Genomic DNA, 20168 nt, shown 5'->3' with positions numbered 1-20168 from the left:
GAACCGGACGCGCGCTGAAGGCATCCACCACATACTCGAGCAGGCCGACTCCCTGCTGCCGTGAGAGTGGGCTGCTGCGGCAGTGGAACACACCCGACCGCACGCCTTCAAAGCCCTAGGAGGCTGATTTCCCGGCCGCGATACTTGTCGCCTCGGCTGTAGCACTCGCTTTCAGGGCTGTCGCCGCCGAGGCAGCATCCACGCATCCGTAGCCGAATTTCGGCGAGTGGCCCCGGGCGTTATAATCGGTCGGATTGCCAATTTTCCGCGCTGTCGACTCGATAGCCTGCCGCACTTGCTGGGCCGTGACGCTGGGATGCAGGGAAAATAGCCACGCACAAATGCCGGCCACCAATGGGCACGCACTGGAGGTGCCGCCGAAATCGTTGGTGTAGGCCCCCGGCGAGTAGCCTGCCTCCACCACAACGCCACTCTTGGTGTACTTGCCCTGCACATCAGCTGTGGTGATGCGCCACCCGCCGGCGCCGCTGGAGGGGGCACACACACTGATCAGGGCGCCGAAATTTGAGTAGTCCGAGCGCTCGTCCCGGCTGGTTGACGCCGCGATGGCCATCACATCCGGATGCGTCGCGAACCCGTTCATGGTCGCGCCGGTGGCATCATCGATGTCGGTGTTCTCATTGCCGGCCGCAAAGCACACGACCGTTCCCATGCCACTGCGCCCTTGACGGGCACAATTCGCGATGGCTGTCCGGGCCCGGGTGGAGAGGGGGAACACTGCGGCTTTGGCCTTCCAACTGCAACTAACAACCCACGCGCCCATCGCTGCCACGTAATTAAACCAGCTTTCGAGCTGCGCGTCGGACAGGTCGGCCCCCCAGCGCACGGGCATGAGCCGCGCCTGGGGGGCTGCCCCGAGAATACCCACGCCGTTGGCGCTTCCTACCGCCACGCCCGCGCAAGCTGTGCCGTGCCAGTTGCCGGCGATCAGGTCGGGCAGAGGGCTAGTCGTGCGGCGCATAAAATCCATCGGAGCCACGATTTTGCCGTCCCCGCTCAAATCCGGGTGCGCTAAATCGAAGCCGTCGTCAATAATGGCCACGATTACCCCGATGTCCCCCAGTGATTGGCTTTGTTCCCAGGCGTCAATCACCCGTGCATCGGCCCCCTTCTTGAAACCTAGGGCGGTGCCGAAGTGCAGGCCGCTGTTACGCAAATGCCACTGGTCCACGAGGCGCTCGTCAGCCGGTAGCTGCAACCGCAAAATCTTACTTGGCGTGGCAAGGTCCGGCTCGGCCACGGCCACCAGCGGGCTTTGCTGCAGGGTCGCGGCCGCCTTGATAGGGTTTGGGGACGACTTGGTGGTTTGCACAAGCACGGTGCGCTCGCCCCTGGCCTCGATAATAGTTAGATGTTGCGCATCGAGCAACTGCTGGCACTGCTCGGTACTGGCGCTGGCGTGGAATTCAATGTAAATCTGACCCGTTGGCACGAAGGGGACGCCGTCATCAGAGGTGTGATACACGTGCGTTCCCTGGGTCACTTGGCCACCGGCACGGAGCGCATCCAGCTGCGTCTCCATCTGCGGCGCGGCCTGCCCCGTATCCACTAAGGTAAAGCCCCCCAGGGTTTCGGGCGTGGACGCTAGGCTTACCTCCGCGCCGGACCCAAGTTTCAGCGCGCTTGAACTCTGCAATTTTAGACCCACGAGCCGCGGGCTTTTTGTAAGCTGCAAGGGTTTGCCGCCGTAGCTGAGCTCGATAGCCTCCGGATACCCACCCTCGGGAGCAGCCGGGTCACCTGCAACCGGCTGCAGCGCACCACTTTCGACAAAAACCGCGTTTCCATCGGGTAGTTGCACGCGGCAATAGTTGGAGTGCTCGTCGAGCATCACCACGGGTGTACCCGCGGTTAGGCTGCCATCCGGGGGAGAGCCTTGCTGCGGGCCCACGACGTAATAGGCGGTCTCGTGCGTGATGAGGTGAGTAGGAGTTGGCATGGCGGACGGGAATGGTTAGAGTATCAGTGACAAAAACGATTAATGAGTTCTGGCAGCGGGCCGGCCGCGGTTGTGTTATGGGCAGGGTTGGTCGCCCTTGCCGTACCAATCGGCCCGGTAGCCGCGGGTATCGAGGTGCACGAAATTTTTACGCCGGTAAATGCCAATGCCCCCTTGAAACGTGAAGGGTTTACCGGTGAGCGGATTCGTGAACGCGGTATTGCGCAGCTGCCGCAACAGCCCAGCCCAGCGGCACGGCGAGCCAACGGTACAGGTGAAGTCGATGGCCTGGAACGTTTGGTGAAAAGACTTCGGCTCGCCCCCCACAGCTCGGTTGTAGGCCGGCGAGCGGTACGTGCTGGTTAGCAGGACCGGGGCTTGCAACTGCGCGCGGAGCGCGTTGAGCACGACCAGAGTGGGCACAATGTTCGGCCACAGTTCTTTGGGCGGCAGGGAATTCTTCACCCCCCCGCTGATGCGGCTCCAGTACGGCGTGAATTCCCGACCCCGGAAATGCGCCAGCTTTAAGTTATCGATGAAGCGTTCGAATTCCTGGGCTGGTGAGCCGGCCACCGGCGGGCCCGGTTGCGGCTCCGCCGGCGTATCCTCGGTGGGCTCCTCTTGGTCGTGCAAATCGTCGGGCTCCGGGGTCAAGGCCAGCAGCAGTTGCTCAATCGTTTCGAGGCGGCTGAGCACCTCTTGTAGCTGGGCCGCTGGCAGCAACGATTCGCCGGCCGGGGCCGTTAGGGCCACGAGCTGGACTGCGGGCTCGAAGGCAAAGGCGCTCAGGGGCAGCACCACGTAGGGCAGATGCAGCAGCAGCGGGCCCGAGTCGAGGCTCAGCGTGATCGCCATCCCGAGGGCCCCTTCCGCAACGGGCTCGAACTCCTGGGCCCAAGCGCTAAGTTTGTGACTCAGCTCCGGGAGCGCCTGACGGAGCCCGGCCTCGCTGCCCGGAATCCCTTCCTTTAAAAACAGCCCCCGGCGGGTAGCCTGCCGCCAGTCTGCCTGGTAAGGGAGCATGTAGAGGTAATAGCACTCGCACGAGGCTACCACAGCACGGGCCCCGGCCAGCGGGGAGGCCGTTTCGAGCAGCGCCGCAAAGGTCTCGTGCAGCAGCGCGTGGCAGGAAGGCTTTGCGGCCAGGCCCGTGCCGGCGGGGTACACCAACGGCAGGGCGTGCTCGACGAAGGGCCGCAGGGGCCGGGCACTGCGAAACTCCTCGGTCGTGTAGACGAACTCCTTCGCAATTTTCTTGCCCTGGAGCAGGCTCTCGTTGCGGGTCACGTAGATTCCCGTTTCGGCATCGGGCACGCGCAGCAGATCCAGCGGCGGCGTCCGGAACGAGACGCGTCGCAGGGCCGTTAGCTCGACGGCTGCCTGCCCGGCGGCGGGCCCAAAGATCCATTCGCCTGCTTCCGTGCGCAGGTACGGATACCGTACCCGCAGTTCGATGGTCTTAGCCGGATCCTGGGGGTCGACTGCGGCATACACGATTTCCACGCTGTCGGTCTGGGCCGGGTCGGCCATGCTCTGGAGCACGGCCGCATCGGCGGGACCCGCGGGGCGCAGGTGCAGGCTTTGGATTTTGCCTTTTACCGGGACGAGTCGGTAGTCCCAGTGCACGGTTTGTTGGTAGCCTGCCAGCGCCTGCGCCGGGGGGAGAGCGGCCTCCGGAATCGGGGGCGCGTCGGCCAGAGCTTGCAGGTGGCGGGCGAACTGCACGACGAGCGCCAGGGTGGTCGCATCGGGGGGGCCTTGCAAGCGCGGCTCTAGGGCGCCCCAGAGCTCGGCGGCCGCGACAATGCGCTCGGCCTCGTTCCAGTCCTCAGCCAGCAGGTGCCCCGTCCCGGGCTGGGCGCCCAGGTACAGGGCTACGCGCCCTTTGTCTTGCCCAATCGAGGGGCCCAAAAGTTCGAGCTGGTAGCGCCAGCGCCGGCTGCTACGCAGCTGTTGGGCCCAGGTTCCACCGCTCTCAAGGGCAGCCGGCAGGCACCCGTGGCTGCTCACGGCGGGCAAACTCGGGTACTGGCGCTGCACGATTTGCACCTGGTCGGCTCGTAACTCGAGCCGGGCACTCTCTGGGTCCGCCAAGTGGAGCTTAATCCACCGCGAAGACTCGTAGGCGCCGAGCGCGTCCGTTTTCCGGATGCTGTGTTCCAGGTAGGTCGGGAGCAGGCTCTCGCGGAAGCTGATCAGCGCGTCCGCGTCCGGCGCGAAATCGTTGCGGGTGTAGTTCACTTTGAGCAGCAGTTCCGGCAGCGGGGCGTCGCCGGTGAGTTCCACCTTCAGCGGGGCGATGCTGATTTCCGTGGCCCCAGCGGAGGTCGCTGGCTGCGGCTCCACCTCCAGGTGCAAGCGGCAAAGCTGGCCGGGTAGCCGCGCCGGCTGCCTGAGACGGTAACTGAGTAGCAAGTCCTGCAAGTAAGCGTGCGTGCTTTTGCGCAGCATTTCCTGCCGCAATCCCGCCTGCGCCTCCGCCAGTTTCGTGACGGGGGCGCCCTCGTACAAAGTCGTAAGTCGCTTGGCGGGGTACCACCGGGCCACAGCTTGCTTGGCAATCAGCAATTCGTCCAGGGCCGTGGGTCCGCTACCCGCCAGCGGCGGTGCGGCCAGGCCCGGCAGTCGCTCGTGCTGCAGCAGCTGATCGAGCCCCGCAAGAACGCACCGGAACAACACGTCCAGGTCCAGGTTCGGCCGCGTGGCCGGCTGGGCCCCGGCGCTCGTGCCCAGCACCTCTACCGCTTTGCTCATCGAAAACAACCGGTTCAACACCGGCCGCGGCGCGTACACCGTGTAGTCCGAGGCCGCCGGCTTTCCGGTAAGCCGCAGATCGGTCCAGATCCGCGGTACCAGCCAGTAGCGCGCCTGACCGGCCAGGTCGAGCCCAGTGCCCAAGCGGAGCGATTTGCCTCCCAGGTACTGCTCCACCGCCTTGGCGAAGACGCGTTCGGGTTGATGCGGCTCGTTGGCTTGGGCCGGAGCCACCACGTAGGCCGGCAGCACGTCCGTGCGCACTTGCTGCACGGCGTCGGCCCCAACTACGCGCGGCGTGGCGGCCAGTGTTTCGGCCCGCAGCTCCTGGGGTATTAGTTCTTGGGCGCGTGCGATTTGCAGACCCACGGCCAGGTAGGCCGGGTTTTGCAGCCCGGCCAGCGCTGCCCCGTTCAGGCTCAGCTCTAGGGCTTGCCGCGCCAGTAGCACGCCCTGCGGACTTACCAAGGTAAGCTTCACGTCCACGAACTTCTGATCAGGCTTGCCGTACGTCGCGAACATTTTGTTGGCGTCCACCACCACGGTACCGTGGGCCAAGCTATACGCGTCGGTGGCGGCATCCTTGCCATTCACCTGCAGCTTGAGGGCCGCTGACAAGTACGCCAGCCGCTCGTCGGCGGCCCGGAAGACCACGGAAATCGAGCCCGAGCCCTGCTGGGTGAGGCGCACCTCCATCGCGGTCAGAGTAAGTTTGCTGAATTGTTGGTCGCGGACGCTCACCAGAGCTTGGATAGCTCCCTGCAGATACGTGCGCAGCAGCGCCGCAGCCGGCAGCTCCATGCGGGTGTTGGCCAAGGGCTGGCCCTCGCTCGTGCGCAGCTCCACGCGGGCCGAGGCAGTCACGCCGGGGCCCTGCAACTGCTCCAAGGCCAGCTGGTACACGGCCAAGATGCTGTCCGCGGGACCCGCGCCAGCAGTGGCCCACATGTCGGGATGCAGGCCTTGGGCCAGCGTCAGGGCCAGGCGGTTGTCGGCCACGATCGCGTAGGCCGGCACCGTGCCGGGCCAGGCATCGGCCCCCAGCAGCAGATCCACGTACTGCAGGGTCTCCACCGGGCCTTGGAAGCTCAAACCGGCGAGCGAGTTGCCGTACACGTCACGCCAGCCAAAGGACACTTGGAACGCATCACCGATGCGCTCGTAGCGGTTCCCCCCCGGCGTGGGCACGCGAATGCCTTGCTCGTAGCACCAGGTGTCTTCCCGGCCTTCCTTTGTAACCGGGGAAACCGGCAGTGTATTATGCTCGGCGACCGTCGTAAACCCGGGCTGACCCGACGCTTTGCTCAGCAGTTTAAAGTCGAGCAGGCTGTAAAGATTTTCCAGCGTCTGCCGGGCTATCTTTGCTTTGTCCTCCTCTTGGTCGGGCACTTCCTCGACGGCGGGACGGTGCACCTCGAAGGCCACCACCGCGGGCGGCCGTAGCGGAACGTACTCTTGCCAGTCCGACGTCTCCCAATAGTATTCCATCCCGTCTGGCAGCTCCTGAGCCGGCAATAGGTGGGTGTGATAGGGGTGCAGGGCCCCGGTCGCGGTGGCTCCGCTGATGGCCACGGGCTGACTTTGCACGAAAAGCGCAATGCGCAAACTGCCTCCGGCGCTGGCCGGCAGGCTGGGAAGTTGCAGGAAAATGCCTTCTTGGTTAATGATGCCGGCGGCGGACAGGATTTCCAGAAAAGCCCGGGGTTCGCTGGCCGCGGCCACGAACGTTTCCGCGACCCGTCCCGGCTCGTCCAGGAGCCGCGCGGCGTTCTCTTCCACCGGCGGGGCACTTTCGGTGCTTAGGTTGATTTTAAAGAGGCGGATGCCAGCGCCGCTGCCCATGTAGCGCTTATACGCCGCCGTGGGCTCCTCCGCCGGGGAGTAGTAGAGGCTCACTTCCTGCAGTGTAGCCGGGGCCTGCAACACGTCCAGCAGGGGTACCAGCTGTTCGGCCGTGAGCCCGCGCAGGGCGTAAAAATCGCCAGCGGCTCCGGGGCCCGTAGTGGCCGGGGCAATCGTAAACTCGAGCAACGTACCGAGCTGGTAGCCGACTGGCTGGCTGGACCCGACCTGTTGGTCGTTGTGCCGGCAAAGTCGGAACACCGGCGTGGGGATAGGAGCTTGGCCGGGTTGCGGGCTCTGCCTGAGGCGGCTGCGCACGGCCGTGCCCACCGGCAGGAATCCGTGCTGATGGCCCAACGCGGCCGGTAGCAGCACCGTCAGGCGCAAGCCGCTCGTGTAGTTCTGGTGCGCCCACCGGGGGCGCGGCCCCGCATGCCGGTGCAAGGGCCCGGTGAGCTGCGCCTGGCCGAGTTCCGGCGAGTAGTCGGGCTGCACCTTTACTTGTAGGGTGCCGCCGTAGTAGAGGGCCACCTCCGGGGAGCCGGCCACCACAGGGAATTGCTGCTTGAGGTAGCGGAAAATCGGCTCTTGCCGCTGGAGATGGGTATCGACCGGCAGTTTCAGGCCGTGTCGGACGAAGCGGTTAATGCGGGCACTCAAGTCGTTGTAGGCCTTCACCTGCTCGGCCGCGGCGAGGCTGCTCAGCCGTTGCACCGCCGGGGGACCATCGGGGGAGTGCGCTCGCTGGTAGGCCGCTTCCACCCGGCCCAGGTGCAAATCCACCAGGCTTTTGAGCAGCATTTCCACGTAATCCTCCAGCATGAGTTGTGCCAGGGCCACGGGCGGCGGCACCGTGAGGCTGGCGGCCACGGCCATCGTGTCCCGGTGCACGAACAGCTGCTCGAAGTACTGCTGCAACACCTGCTTGTAGTCCCCGCTGACTTGGACGCGGGCGTAGTCGATTTCACCGCCATCCTCCGCGAACAACCCCGATTTGAGAACCACGCCGGGCAGCATCGGGAAAAACGAGGTGAGATAGCCCACGCCAGCTTGCAGCTCTTCGTCCTTCAGCTCGGCGAGTTTGCCGAACTGGTACTGGAAAAGCGTTTCGACCGGCTCCCCGGGCAGCATGTCGGCGTACGCTTGCTGGGCAATCCTTTGCTCGTAGCCGCGTAATTCCGCGTAGGTGATTACTCCATCCGGCGCGGTATCGGCACTCTGCCAGATGCGGTCTTCGAGGTAGCTGACCAGCGCGGCGAAGCTGCGCGGGTACTGGCGGCCGTCAGCGTTTTCGGCGCTTTTCTCGGCCAGGCACAGCATGGGCAGGGCCTGCAAGCCGCCCTCCGCTTGGGTGTATTCAAAATAGAAAATCAACTCGAGCACCGGCCGAAGCTCCGTGGCCTTGAGCGCCTGAAAGCGCGGGGGCTCGGCAGCCAGGACTTGAGCGGACGGGCCGCACCCGGTGGTCTGGCCCAGTTGCCAGTCGAAGCGCAGCGTGGTGGAGAAGCTCAGGCTAACCGTGATTTTGTAGCGTTTACCAAACACTTTAAAGCTGCCGATTACCAGCTTGATGCGCACGTGCACGCCGGCCTCGATGAAAAGCAACGTGGCTTGGTTGGTTTGCAGGTGGAAGCCCATCGACACCTGCGCCACAATGTGGATTGCGGCCTTGATCAGGCCGAAATCGACGTAGCCGTACACCTCGGCGATAATGCCCACCCGGCCGGACAGGTACAACTCGTGCGGCTCGAGCACCGACTGGCCGGGGGCAAAATTGGCCGCCCCTTGCAGCACGCCGAACACGCTGACCGACAGCCCGGCTTTGAGCATGCCCCGGTTGAATTGCCGACCCAGCCCAACGCGCAAGGCAAAGCCCACGGCCACCGCCGGGTACTGCTGCTCGCAAAACGTATTGGGAACCCTGCCCCGGGTCATGGCAAAATAAAAGCCGCCCCACCCGATAAAGGGGAATGCCTGCACCACGAAGGAGCGGGAGTAGTCCATCCCCCGGGGGAAGCCCGCATCGACCCGGAATCCGCCGTTGGTATACAGGGCCACGAACAAGCTAGGAATCGTGACCGCGACCGCACCGAAGTCCCAATGGCGCAGGCTGTCGGGCAGGGTCAGGTCCGTGGACCATTCCCCGATGCCGGAGCCCAGCTTTTTATACATGATGTCGACGCTCAGATTACCCATCGTGGGCAGCCGTAAAAACAGCCCGTACAGGCGGGGATCGTACAAGGCCACTGACACGTCAAGTACCGAAAAAACCCCGCGCAGCCGCAGGGCAAACAGCCAGTCTAGCTCTTCGTTGTATTGTTGCAGGATGGCGGGCGTGACTTTCGCCGGGGGCATGGAGCTCACCAGCTGTTGCATCGCGTCGACGGCCGCATCCGTGGTAGCCAACTGGTCCAAGCGGCTGCTCTCCAGAAACCGCTGACCAGCCCCAATAAAAATATCCTGCTTTTCTTCGGCATTCGCACTCGTGTAGCCTAGCAGCCACGCCGTCTTCGCGGCCTGCGTGCCAGTCTTCTTCGGCCGAAAAATCAGGGCCCCAATCCGGCTGTCCTGCGACTTCGGGTAGGACTGCCCAAGCAACTCGACCCGCACGTCGGGGGAATGGAAGAATACCTGGCCGACATCGAATTTAAGCGTCAGCTCGCGCAGAATAATGCGGATAAAGCTTTGAATGCCAATCTGCAAATCCTGGCCCTCGAAGTCGGGGAACCGAATGCCGTAGGCCAGCTGGTAGGCTCCGGCTATGGGCTGCCAGCCAAGGAAAATATCGGCTTTGAGGTCTTTTAGCCCGTCGGCCAGTCCGCCGAGCCCGCCCAGGTTGAATTCAAAGGAGAAGCCGAACGTGAAGTCGGCGCCGGCTTTGCCGCCCAGGGCAAAAGACTCGAAGCCAAGCTTAGCGATAGAAAGGGGCGCGAGGCTAAAGTGGAACTGCTTGAATTTTAAGGGAAAAGCGCTGAGTAGGCTATTGGCGGCCTGCCGCAGCTTGGCGCTGTCGAAGTTGAACGCCAGCTGCGGCAGGTCAAGGGTGATCTCAGGTAAACGGTCCAGTGGCCACCGCAGGGCCAGGTTCCGAAAGTCAATTTCTTCGATCGAGAGCAGGTCGACTGGCACGAGTGCGCTACTGTTAAAGTAGAGTTTGCCATCGATAGTGAACTGGTAGTGCTGCTGCCCGTCCGGGCCCTTGCTGCCGCCGTATTCGATCCGGTTTAGCTGAATCTTTTGCAGTAGCGATGTGGCGGGAAATTTCAACTCATAGCTAGTGTCGGCAGCAAACACGTAGCGTTCCCCCTCCGGACCGCGGCTGTAGGAGCCGCGCAACTCAATGACCTTGTCGGCGTCGGCTAATCTTTCAAGAAACAAGCTTTGAATTTTAAGCTTGATCGTGCAGCGAAAGTCAGCGATTTCCGTGTTACGGAACAGAATATAAAGCTCGCTAACCTTATAATCAGCGATTTGCTTGGGTCCGGCCGGGGCAAAGCCGGTCAGATCTTCATATGCAATCATCGCCGTGAAGGAAGGCTTGCGCACCTGTAGGCTATTCACGGTATTCAGTACCTGGCTACCTTCAAACGCCAAGCAAGCTAGCGGGACGGTCTCTTTCTTCATCAGCACCTTAATAGGTTCAGGTAGCTTTACTTGCGTGTTCATTACCAGCACGCCCCGCCAGTGGGGAGCCGTAAGAATATCGTGCAAGAGCTCCTTCACCGCTGGCTTAAGCTGCTCTTTCAACAGGTAATCCTTCACTCCCTTTTGCAACTCGTCTACCTTGTTGCGGTAGGAGTTGTAGTTGCTCCAGAGCCCGGTTTGTTCCAGCAATGTGCTCAGGGGCTGGTCGTGGTATTTCTGCACCATGTAGCCCGCTTGAGCCACATGGTCAAACCAGTCGAAGGTATACGCTTCACCAAGGATGCGAATACTCAGCTTCGTTTGCAGCTGCTGGCCTAGGGAGTGCAACTTGCTGCTCGTCACGAGCATGAGCTGATCACGCAACAGGGAACTGAGGTAGTCCGCATCGGGCTCGCGGATGTAGACGAACTGCTCGATGTGTGCCCGCAGCTGCGAGAGCCGCTGCCCGGCCCCCAGCGTATAGTCGTCGGCGCTGACAGAAAACAACAGGTAGTAATAATGCTCCTGCCCCTGCTCCAGGGCGTAAACAATCACGAACCCTTGGGGCGTGACGCGGAACGAGCAAACCGGATCGGGCTCGTAGGCCACGATGGCCGCCGGCTGGGGGCTCGCCTGCCGGGCGATATGCGCGTGGCGGGCCGGCGAGACCATTAGTTCTTCTAGCTTCGGGCCCCACCCGGTAGCCACTCCCGCTGCCATGCCCGCTAGGGGCAGCAGGGGAAAGACCGCGGGCTGGGCCAACTGCAGCGCGCCGGTTTCCACAGCGACTAGCGCTGCGGCGGGCTCGTCACTAAGGCTTGCGGCAGCGTCCCCTCCGCCGGGCGCCGGCTCATAGAACAGGTGCTTCTCGGCCTCGTTCATGTAAAGCAGCGGCTCGCTCGTGATAACCTGCGCCCAACTCGTGGACCCGGGTTTCAACCCCGGTCGGGCCGCGCCTAACCGCTCGGCCGGGGCCAGCGAGGTGTCGAAGTCGGTGGCTATTTTACTCGCCGCGTAGGTAGCCGGTACGAAGGATGCGTTGCCAACGATAAAGCGCAAGCGGGCCTGCGCGTTCCCCGGAATGCGCAGGTACTGGCTCCCCGTCTGGCTGAGGAGAATCTGCCAGTCTCGCCCGCTGTTGTCGAGCAGGGCAAAGTCCCCTTGGGGCGCAAAATAGCTTTTAACGCTGTTGTCCGAATTGGACGGCAGTTGTTGAATGATAAACTCTGGGGGCTGCATACCCGGACCCGGCGCCGGGACGCGCACGCGCACGGGCGCGCCATTGCTTTGGGTGAAGGCCGTGGCAAACTCTCCGGGCGAGTCGATTACGATGCGGGTAGCCGCGCTGTAGGGCGAACTGCCAAACGGGTGCGCGTGCAGCGTGAGCACAAACCCTGCCGGCACAGCAACACCAGGAGAAAAGAACGCAAACGGCAGGTACTCGGCCTGCTTTTTCCCCTGCTTCGGTTGGTAGTGGAATAAAATGCCGATGAAGTCCGTGGGCGTTGGGGACGCCAGTATTTCGGTCACCGGGAGCTCAATCCGACCCGCCTGCGGCCCGGTAAGGGCAATTGCAACGGGGCCTCGAACGGCTAAATCAAGGTTAAACCCGGACCCCAGCCCCTGGATTCGTGTCTCGTTATCCTCGAATAGAATGCGGTCGGGGGAAAAAGCAACCTTCTGCGAGGACGTAAGGGAGAGCGCAAACCCAAAGCTCTGGAAGGGCGCTGCCCCTCGTAGCTTATTCAGGTTCCCCGCCCCGGCAGCGTCCACGTACACGTAGCCACCGGGCCGGCCTTGCTCGTCTACCGCTACGATAAAAGACAGCTGCCCCGTGACGGGAGGAGCCAAGACAAATGCGGTGATGACGGCGCTAAGGGACGCCGGCACTGCCTGCGCGGGGTGAAGCGCCGGCAGCAAGACAATACCTAATTTGTTTTGAGCCCACAGCGTCGGCAGCTCGTCTAACACGTCACCCCCGTTGTAATGCCAAAACAAATACGGCACGGCGGTTTGTTCTTCTACTGCGTGCGGCGCATACAGGTGCTGGGCACCGGGGATTCTATAAGCTTTCATCCGTGTAGATTTTGTCGCCAGCTTTTAGGTAGAACTGTCTGAAGGCGGCGTGCAAGTCCTGGTTCTTGCCAAAATGCACGCGGGTGTAGCCACCGGGCGAGGAGCGTTCGACCCGCACCCGCTTCAGGCGGGCACTCTGGAGATCCGCCAGACCCCCCTCGTTTCTTAACACGTCCAACAGGGTGCTGCCGAGGCGGGTATAGCCTTTTTTTCCGTTCAGGTAATAGCGAATCTCGGCCGTGACCACGGCCGGCCAGATATAGAATGCCCGCGCCTTCACGCGGCTGCTTGGATCCGTCATATTGGCCGTTAGCTCCTGCCAATTCTGAGCCCGAGTGAAACTTGTTTTCGGGGAAAGGGAATACCACGACTCCACGTCTTTGACCCTGTCGTCGTAGGTCATCTTAATGAGCGCCGGCACTGTATCGGCGCGAAAACTCAGGTATTGCGCCGTGTCCACGTTCAGCTCGCAGAGGCTGTTGAAGAAGTTAATACCCGTGCGCTCCGAAATAAAGTGGCTGTTGCGCGCTTCGGGGAACGATTTATGGTAGTTGAAATCGTAAGCGCAGTCCGCGAAATACAGGCTGCCATTGCGCGGGTTGAGCTGAACAACGGTGGTATCGATAATGCCCAGGGGGGAGTAGAACCACACGGTCTGTGAGTTGTCCTGGCCGGGCGGGATCTGTTTACCCGGTTCCTCGCTGATTTCGACTTCGGCGGGGCTGAGCAGGTGAAAACCAACTTTCATACGCAGATCCGGCACGATGAGCGTACTATTTCGGCCCGCCAGGGACGGTCCGGCGTATTCCGTCAGGCTTAGGTGCGCCGGCTGTGGGGCTTGCTCGAAAACTATTCTGACCACTTCCTGCGGGTGACGCCCCTTGGGCCAGTCGGACTGCTGACGAGCCGCGTCCAGCGCCTCCCGCAGTTGATGTAACATGGCGTAAAAGCGCTTGTCGGTGGTGTCCGGGCCGTAGAGCTTACCTAGGTTAAGTATTACGTGCAGATCGTTGCGGTGGCGCCGTACCGCGACGTAATCCCCAAACATGCCTCCCTCGGGCTGCTTCAGGCTGTAGCGTTTGAAAAGCCGGGCCTTCGCCCCGTTCTCCGCCAGCCACCCGCGATAGGCGGTGGTAGGGTCCACGCCGCCTTTCCCACCAACGGACCGCCGTAACGGAGTATAGAAGTCCGTTACCGGCACGACATAAATCCCGGTCAGATCACGGCTATTAAATTGGTTCCAGAAAACATGGCTGGGAATGCGCCGCAGGTACGCTTTGGGAAGCAGATAAGACTGTGTTTTAGCTGCGGCCCCACTGATGTCACCCATGCTGTAACGGGCCGTCTTACAGCCTCCGAGCAGGGCCAGCAACAAGTACAGGCTGGCAACGAAACGCGAAATACTCATGCGTCCTAAGTGGTTGAGGGCGGTAAAAGGAGTCAACTGTGTCTTTGCCGCCCCTTTCCGGGGCCAGCCGACTGACTATCAGGAAGTTTTGCTTCCCGTAGCCGCGGCTAGCTTGGTAAACCCGTAGGGTAGCACCCCGATCCCGAGCGACAGGAGTACTGTCACTAGGCCATCGAAGGAGGGTATGGCCTTATTGGGGTAAGCAAAGGCGTGGTATATAGCGTAGGATACCAACGAGATGCCAATGGAGACCCCGGCGTAGCCGGACATAAACACGATCAAGCGGCTGGCGCTGGTGATGGGCTTTGCGGGCTCACCCGCGGCAGGAGTAGGGGTAACGCCGTCGCCACCATCGGTCCCGGTCACTTGGTCCCCGGTATTAAGTGTAGCATGCGTAGTCGTATTGGCCAAGGGCTGCATGAGCGCCTGCGCGGCCACTTGGTGCCGGAGCGCGTACTCGTTGTCTATGTTTTTTTGCGCCAGTGTAACCATCTCGGGATCGGGGCCCGGCTGTACCGGGGCGTTAACGAGCGGCCGGTTAAAGGTCTGCTGCACCACCGTTGCACGGAGTTGTTTGGCTCGTTCACCTTCTTTGTTGATGGTCTCTTTATCGGCTAAAGCCCCTTCCAAGGTTATGTTGCTGCGCCACACCCAAAACAGCATTAGCAAGTGTAACAATAGCGGGGCCAAGACAATAACCCACTGCAGCCCCATTAAACTTCGGGGGGCCGTAACCGGGACGACGGGGGCAGCTGACGCAGCGAGAGGGGCCAGCAGGGCGAGGAACACGACATAGGTGCGAACCTGACGGTTAAATGGGAACAAAGCCATTAGCATTGGGGTACTTGAATGGAGTGGAGGAGTACAACTCGAGCCAGTGCGAGGGGCCCTCAGGCGGTGCGCACTGGGCTTTAGGCCTAGATGTCTGTTTACTAACTCTTTGCCCAGGGCCACACCCGCTTAAGATCGGCAGTGGTGCCTTGAAACACATTCCGGTCAGCCCCGCTCGTGCCCGGGGTCCTGCGGGGTTCCGGCCCCACGATCCCGTCAGTGTATTGCCATAGGGTATAGGTCGGCCAGATTTGTTGCGGAATGCCTAGGGGCTCGCTGGTATAGCGGCTGTACCAGAGGGGGCAGTTGGCCAGAATGGGATCAGGCTTTTTGCCCACGCTTTCGCGTAGTAGCCGCCCCCCGTACAACAGCGGCCAGCGACCCGTCCGTTTTTTTATCGTTGTCACGAATTGCCGGACTTGCTCCTGGGTCATGTTCGGGCCCGAGGTGCTTTCTTCCCAATCCAGCGCGATGAGATCTTGCTTCCCGGGCTTGGCGAACCTGAGGAAAAATTCGGCCTGTTGCACCGGGTCTGCGCCCGAGCAATAGTGATAGCACCCCCAAAGCAAGCCTTGCACTTTGGCCTCCTGTCGCCGCTGCTCGTAGCGTTTATCCTGGAACGTCAGCCCTTCCGTTGCTTTGTGGATAACGGCCGTAATCCCGGCCTTTTGCACCGCGGCCATGTCAATGGCGTGGTGGTGCGACGTGTCGATGATGCCGGTAAAGCCCGGGGGTAGGTCATTGGTTGCCACGATAGCCACTGCCGACGCCGGTGTCCGTAGTTTGGCCGCGGCCTCGAACTGCTGACTCAAGTACCGCAAGTAGACCGCTTGCTCGTGCAAGGAAGCCGCCGTCGCGTGTGGGCTTTCTACTAGCGACAACTGCAACGCGGGCAACAGGCGGTCAGCCGCTTTAGCTTCTTGTTCGAACCGGACGAGGAGTTTGACCCTCGTATTTTCCCCCGTCGTGTCGAATTTTCTTTTCCAGTGGTCGGCCCAGTAGATAGCGTGCAAGGCCGGGCTGTTGCCGATGGGCGCCGGGATTGCCATAAAAGCAATGCGGGCCAAATAAATGGCAAACAGATCGTTGGCCTTCGCTCCCCCTAGCAGTTCGTGCACCAAGTTGTCGGCCGGCCAGGTGGGTCCGATCTCGACTCCCGCCTGTTCTAGGGCGGCCAGCGAGCAGTTGCCAACCCGCGCCAGTTCAGCTAGCAGATTATCGGTCCTCTGCCGCTGTTTAGCGTAGGCCACGGCCTCTTTTGCCCGCAGGGGCTCGAACTGAAAAAAGCTCCGCCCCGGGCCGGTCGGGTTCTGTTTCCGATGCTTCAGAAAACCTCCCTCGTGCCAGGCCACGTGGAGCAGAAACCGTCGAATGTTGTCTTTAGTGACTTCGTTCTCGCTGGGCAGGAAAAAATTGATAGCGCTTGTGAGCAGTCCCCACATGGTGGCCACACGGACATTATCTTGTCCGTTGGTATCGACGTTTTCTGCGGGCATAATGCGAGATGCAAAGCGTTAAGTGTGAAATGTTTGTTGGGTGAAAAAACCGTTTAAACCATCATTGCACAACAGTGCCAGCACTGAATAATTAGGCTTTTTTCAACAGGAAATTTGTTAAACAGACTCCTGTCTCTTCTCACTCAGTGATGGTGGTTATCGGGAGTGAGAAAAAGGCAGTCCGGGTTATACCGCGCTAGGTTGCACGAACAATTATCTTCGTGTTCGTGAGCAATCTGGATGAAATCAGTGACGATGCGTAGTCGGCTTTGGCCCCGCATCCATCGGGAAAAGCGGGTGCTGTGGGCCGAACCGGCGCTGATAACCGGCTCTTTCTCAACGTCTTGTTCTGAGTGGTGCGCCACGTCTGCGTTTGGCGGGCGCTGCCTGCGCGCTTTGGCAAGCACACAGTTTTGCAGTCATTGCCGTTGACAAAAACCTTTAATGCATGATGAGCAGCTGTCGAGGATTCCACAAGGGGCCGATTGGCTAGCTATTGTTCGAGCTCTGGCCTAATGATGTTCTTTAAGTTGGTATTGCAGAGTAACCGCAGGTTCCGGTTTTCCAGTCGACCCAGCCTATTAGCCGGCAACAGGGAACCTGCTTGCAGGTGCCGATTCATAGTCGCCCATTCATCGTGGGCCGCTTGAATGCGTGCTTAATGCGGCTTCTACCTTGGAGCTAAGAGTCGACATATACGTAACGGTTTACAGGACCACATTGGCGTAATTCTCTTGTACGGCCATCCGTTCTTGGCTGGCCTCCATACCGTTGGATGAGAGCGGCAATTCTTTATCGGTTAGGTAGGAGAAGTCGATGCCGGTGCGCTCGATGAGATAGTTGATTTTAACACGAAAAGCGCCGGGCTCAAAGAGCACTTCTAGGCCCGGCATGCTTTTAATCATCCCCCCCTGCTCGAGCAAATAACCAGCCGTGACCAAGGTCCCGTCGGCCTTTTGATAGATTATAATCTTCCAAAAGGCCAAGGGCAACCGCACCCCTTTGTAGATCGGATCCTTTTCTCCGAGCACCGGGCCCGTGAAGACCGTGATCTTGCGATCGCGAGCTTCCGCGTTATCCAAAATAAAATTCTCCAAGCCTTGCCAGAGGTCTTTGCCCTGATTGAAGTCTTCGTGCTGGGGGGAGCAGTTGGTAAAGTGGAAGGTGTCGTCATTGGCTTGGGCAGCATTCGGGCCCCAGACCGGGTCGAGGCGCCGGACCAAATGGCCGCGGTCTAACTCGTTCTTTTTATAGAGGAATTCGCCGATTTGCTCGGATTCGGCAATGCGCGAGTCGTAATACCATTTGTCCGAGCCACCCCTGGTCAACTCCTGACTCTGGCTGCCGTCGATGTTGACCACGGTATACAGGGCCAGTTGCCGGCTCCGAGCCATGACCACGCTGAAATGTGTATAGGGTAACACCGACGGGTCAGTGCCTGTCGGCGCGGAGTTGTTTTTAGCTGCGTCGTGGAGTTGTTCCGGGGTTAGCACCGGTAGGCGCACCGGGACACCTAAAAAGTTCTCGTTATAGCCCTTGTAGCCTTCGTAGTAGGTAAGAGGTTGACTATTTTCAAAGGTGGTAGTCAACGCTTGAGGCTGTTGTTGGGCTGTTGTTGCCGGGGCCGAAATGTGTGCCGTAGTGGCCTGCTGGCCATTAATGGTGACGGTAACCTGAATAGTAAAATCGCTCGGATTCATACACGTGGGATTAGAAGAGTCAAGGAGAGTACTGGCGGACTAACATCCGACTGTTATCCTATAAAGTATAAAAAATTATTTGATAGATACAAAAAATATCAGAATATAATTAAATGCAAGCGCTTAAAGGGCTTAGATCATCGCGGCTACCAGCCTGCACTGGTTTTGTCATTTATTACGCTAACGGGTGCGGCTCCCGCATTCCGGCCTCAGGGAGGCATTCCATCTACCGCTCGTATCGTGCGTGCGTCCAGCGGTGGGGCCAGCAGCAACCACCCATCCGCCAGCCTGTGAGCAGTACTCCCAGCACCGGTGGCAAGCGGCGCTACGCCGTCTTGTGGCGGCCGGCCCCCACCCGCAGTCCCACGGAAACAGGCCGCGTTGCCAGCGGGACAAGGCCCAATTGGCGGCCATTAAGGGTGAGTTGCGGCACCAAGAAACCACGGACGATAGGCCCTAAGCAGTGCTGCGAGGAAAGCAATTCGACTTGACCAAGCAGCGCACGATTTACTAACTAGAATGGCAGGTAAATCGCGTTCAGTTCAAGGGTGGGTACCCTCGTTACTTCTGGAATACGAAGGCGATGGCCACAAAGCCGTTCCGAAATACGACGTGCAAGTGGTCGCCCCCTGCAGCGGCGGGGCAGCGGGGCAAGCACCGGTCACCTTCTGCTACAACCTCCTGCACTTGCCGGTTCCAGAGGCTTGGCGCCAATATCTCAAAAAGGGCTGGCGAAACGATACCGTTGTGATTAACCCATGGTGGGCCACGACTTGCCAAGCCCACTTGTTCCGCTCGTCGTATTCCACCCCGTTGGCTACCTCCGCCACCGCGGTCAACAAAGCCAATTCCTCTTGAGCCAAGCTACCCAAGTGAAACGGGGTGAAATTCAAAGAATCGTCCTACTACTAGTCGTAGCCAAGTAAGTTTAAGCTCATGGCGTTTGGGAGTGGGGGGAAGTAACGGTGACTTATTCTAGCTATGTGTAGCAATGCTCTCAAATACTTTGCATCCAAGACCGATGTCTCATAAGATAGTATTTGGATGAGCCGCCGGATTAGTCAATTGTCACAGCGAAGTTTAATCGCTTGGATTTGCTCCATCGTGCAACCGGAGACTGATTGTAAGCACGACTTGACGTATCACGACGAGCAGCATATTATAAGGAGTAAGCAACGGTTCTTGGTGGCTTTTCAAAAAAGCATATTTTAGGTATGACAAGGCTTTACTATGTTAACGGAGCAATTGTAATCAGGGTAGATTAACTTTTCTTACATTAGGTGTGATAATTAATTTATATTTCCTTATAAAAAGGTCCTAGGCAGCCGGCATATGGGCGTCTGGCTTCTCCTCTGACAACTCGTCAATCTTTTTCAATTAAGGGCAGAGGTTGATAAGGTTCTCTTATCGGTCCTTAGCGTAACTTCGCTTTTCACCCTCGTTTTTCGGCGCGCTACTCCTTATATATATGGCTACCGAAAGTCAACTGCCCGTCGTCACCTCGTCACCGGCCGCTCAGGTGCCCGCGCACCTGGTGGAATCCACCTCGCGCTACATCGAGTCCGGCCTGCGCGGAGCGGTCAACACCGTGCGCGCCTACGCCGGCGACTGGAAGCGCTTCACCACCTGGTGTGCGTTGCACCAACTCGCTGCGCTGCCCGCGTCGGTCGAAGCGTTGGTCGGCTTTCTGACCGAGCTGGCCGACGCGGGCAAGAAGTACGCGACCATCGAGCGGCATGGGGCGGCCATCGCCAAAGCCCACGAGCTGGCGGGCGTGGAGTCGCCCACGACGGACAAGAAACTCAAGGTGCTGCTCAAAGGCATTGCCCGCGAAATAAAGACGCGCCAAAAGCAGGCGCCCGCGTTTTCGCTGGACTCGTTCAAGCGCACCATCCGAAGCATCGATGTCACCGTGCCCGCGGGCTTACGCAACCGGGCCTTGCTGCTGCTCGGGTTCACCGGCGCGTTCCGCCGCTCGGAGCTCGAAGCGCTCAACATCGAAGACCTGGCCTTTGATGACGACGGCCTGGTGGTGACGCTGCCCCACAGCAAAACCAACCAGCTGGGTCAGGCCGAAGAGAAAGCCATTTTCTATTCGCCCGATTCGGCGCTGTGTCCGATCCGCTCGCTGCAGGCCTGGCTACGGATGCTGGGTCGCACCGAGGGCCCCGTGTTTGTGTCGCTGCGCCGGAACAACCAAGTGACCACCCGGCGCATGACCACCAAGTACACCAACCTGATTGTGCAGCAGTACCTGGGTCCGCAGTACACGGCGCACTCGCTGCGGGCGTCGTTCGTGACGGTGTCCAAACTCAACGGGGCCGACGACTCCAAGGTCATGAACCAAACCAAGCACAAGACGAGCGCCATGATCCGGCGCTACACCCGCATCGATAACGTGCGCCAGCACAACTCGGCCAAAGAGCTCGGGCTCTAGCCGGGCAAATTAGAACGGCAAAATACGACCTTGGAAATCC

General features: G+C 60.3%; 7 protein-coding genes. 1 reads left to right on the top strand and 6 read right to left on the bottom strand.

The window, feature by feature from the left end; all coding sequences use genetic code 11:
• Positions 1-115: 115 nt before the first annotated feature.
• The 6 genes from ACYVGU_RS19400 to ACYVGU_RS19375 all read right to left on the bottom strand — a co-directional run bounded on the left by ACYVGU_RS19400 (position 116) and on the right by ACYVGU_RS19375 (position 17691).
• Positions 116-1960 (bottom strand): S8/S53 family peptidase, encoded by a 1845-nt coding sequence (locus tag ACYVGU_RS19400; protein WP_460623419.1) that lies wholly within the window; start codon positions 1958-1960, stop codon positions 116-118.
• 75 nt (positions 1961-2035) lie between these two features.
• The gene (locus tag ACYVGU_RS19395) at positions 2036-12256 is read right to left on the bottom strand and encodes a D-Ala-D-Ala carboxypeptidase family metallohydrolase (protein WP_460623418.1); all 10221 of its coding nucleotides are present in this window, start codon (positions 12254-12256) and stop codon (positions 2036-2038) included.
• On the bottom strand, positions 12243-13664 hold the full coding sequence (locus tag ACYVGU_RS19390) for a hypothetical protein (RefSeq protein ID WP_460623416.1): 1422 nt from the start codon (positions 13662-13664) through the stop codon (positions 12243-12245). Before ACYVGU_RS19390 ends, ACYVGU_RS19395 begins: the two co-directional genes overlap by 14 nt.
• Before the next feature lie 78 nt (positions 13665-13742).
• The gene (locus ACYVGU_RS19385) at positions 13743-14495 is read right to left on the bottom strand and encodes a hypothetical protein (protein WP_460623415.1); all 753 of its coding nucleotides are present in this window, start codon (positions 14493-14495) and stop codon (positions 13743-13745) included.
• Positions 14496-14596: 101 nt separating this feature from the next.
• Complete coding sequence (locus ACYVGU_RS19380) at positions 14597-15991, bottom strand: glycoside hydrolase family 25 protein (RefSeq protein ID WP_460623414.1); 1395 nt, start codon at positions 15989-15991, stop codon at positions 14597-14599.
• 707 nt (positions 15992-16698) lie between these two features.
• Positions 16699-17691 carry a DNA/RNA non-specific endonuclease gene (locus ACYVGU_RS19375; RefSeq protein ID WP_460623412.1) on the bottom strand — a complete coding sequence of 331 codons (993 nt, stop codon included), beginning with the start codon at positions 17689-17691 and terminating at the stop codon, positions 16699-16701.
• A gap of 1468 nt (positions 17692-19159) precedes the next feature.
• On the opposite strand from ACYVGU_RS19375, the gene ACYVGU_RS19370 reads away from it, so the two are divergent.
• The gene (locus ACYVGU_RS19370) at positions 19160-20128 is read left to right on the top strand and encodes a site-specific integrase (protein ID WP_460623411.1); all 969 of its coding nucleotides are present in this window, start codon (positions 19160-19162) and stop codon (positions 20126-20128) included.
• The last annotated feature ends 40 nt before the right edge of the window (positions 20129-20168 follow it).

The sequence above is a fragment of the Hymenobacter tenuis genome (assembly GCF_054780495.1).
The sequence above is the reverse complement of the archived record's forward strand: the minus strand, read 5'-3'. Positions and strand labels throughout refer to the sequence as shown.

Coding starts and splice junctions, on each gene's coding strand:
- ACYVGU_RS19375 (WP_460623412.1), bottom strand. CDS start 17,691: ATGAATCCGAGCGATTTTACTATTCAGGTTACCGTCACCATTAATGGC.
- ACYVGU_RS19380 (WP_460623414.1), bottom strand. CDS start 15,991: ATGCCCGCAGAAAACGTCGATACCAACGGACAAGATAATGTCCGTGTG.
- ACYVGU_RS19390 (WP_460623416.1), bottom strand. CDS start 13,664: ATGAGTATTTCGCGTTTCGTTGCCAGCCTGTACTTGTTGCTGGCCCTG.
- ACYVGU_RS19395 (WP_460623418.1), bottom strand. CDS start 12,256: ATGAAAGCTTATAGAATCCCCGGTGCCCAGCACCTGTATGCGCCGCAC.
- ACYVGU_RS19385 (WP_460623415.1), bottom strand. CDS start 14,495: ATGGCTTTGTTCCCATTTAACCGTCAGGTTCGCACCTATGTCGTGTTC.
- ACYVGU_RS19400 (WP_460623419.1), bottom strand. CDS start 1,960: ATGCCAACTCCTACTCACCTCATCACGCACGAGACCGCCTATTACGTC.
- ACYVGU_RS19370 (WP_460623411.1), top strand. CDS start 19,160: ATGGCTACCGAAAGTCAACTGCCCGTCGTCACCTCGTCACCGGCCGCT.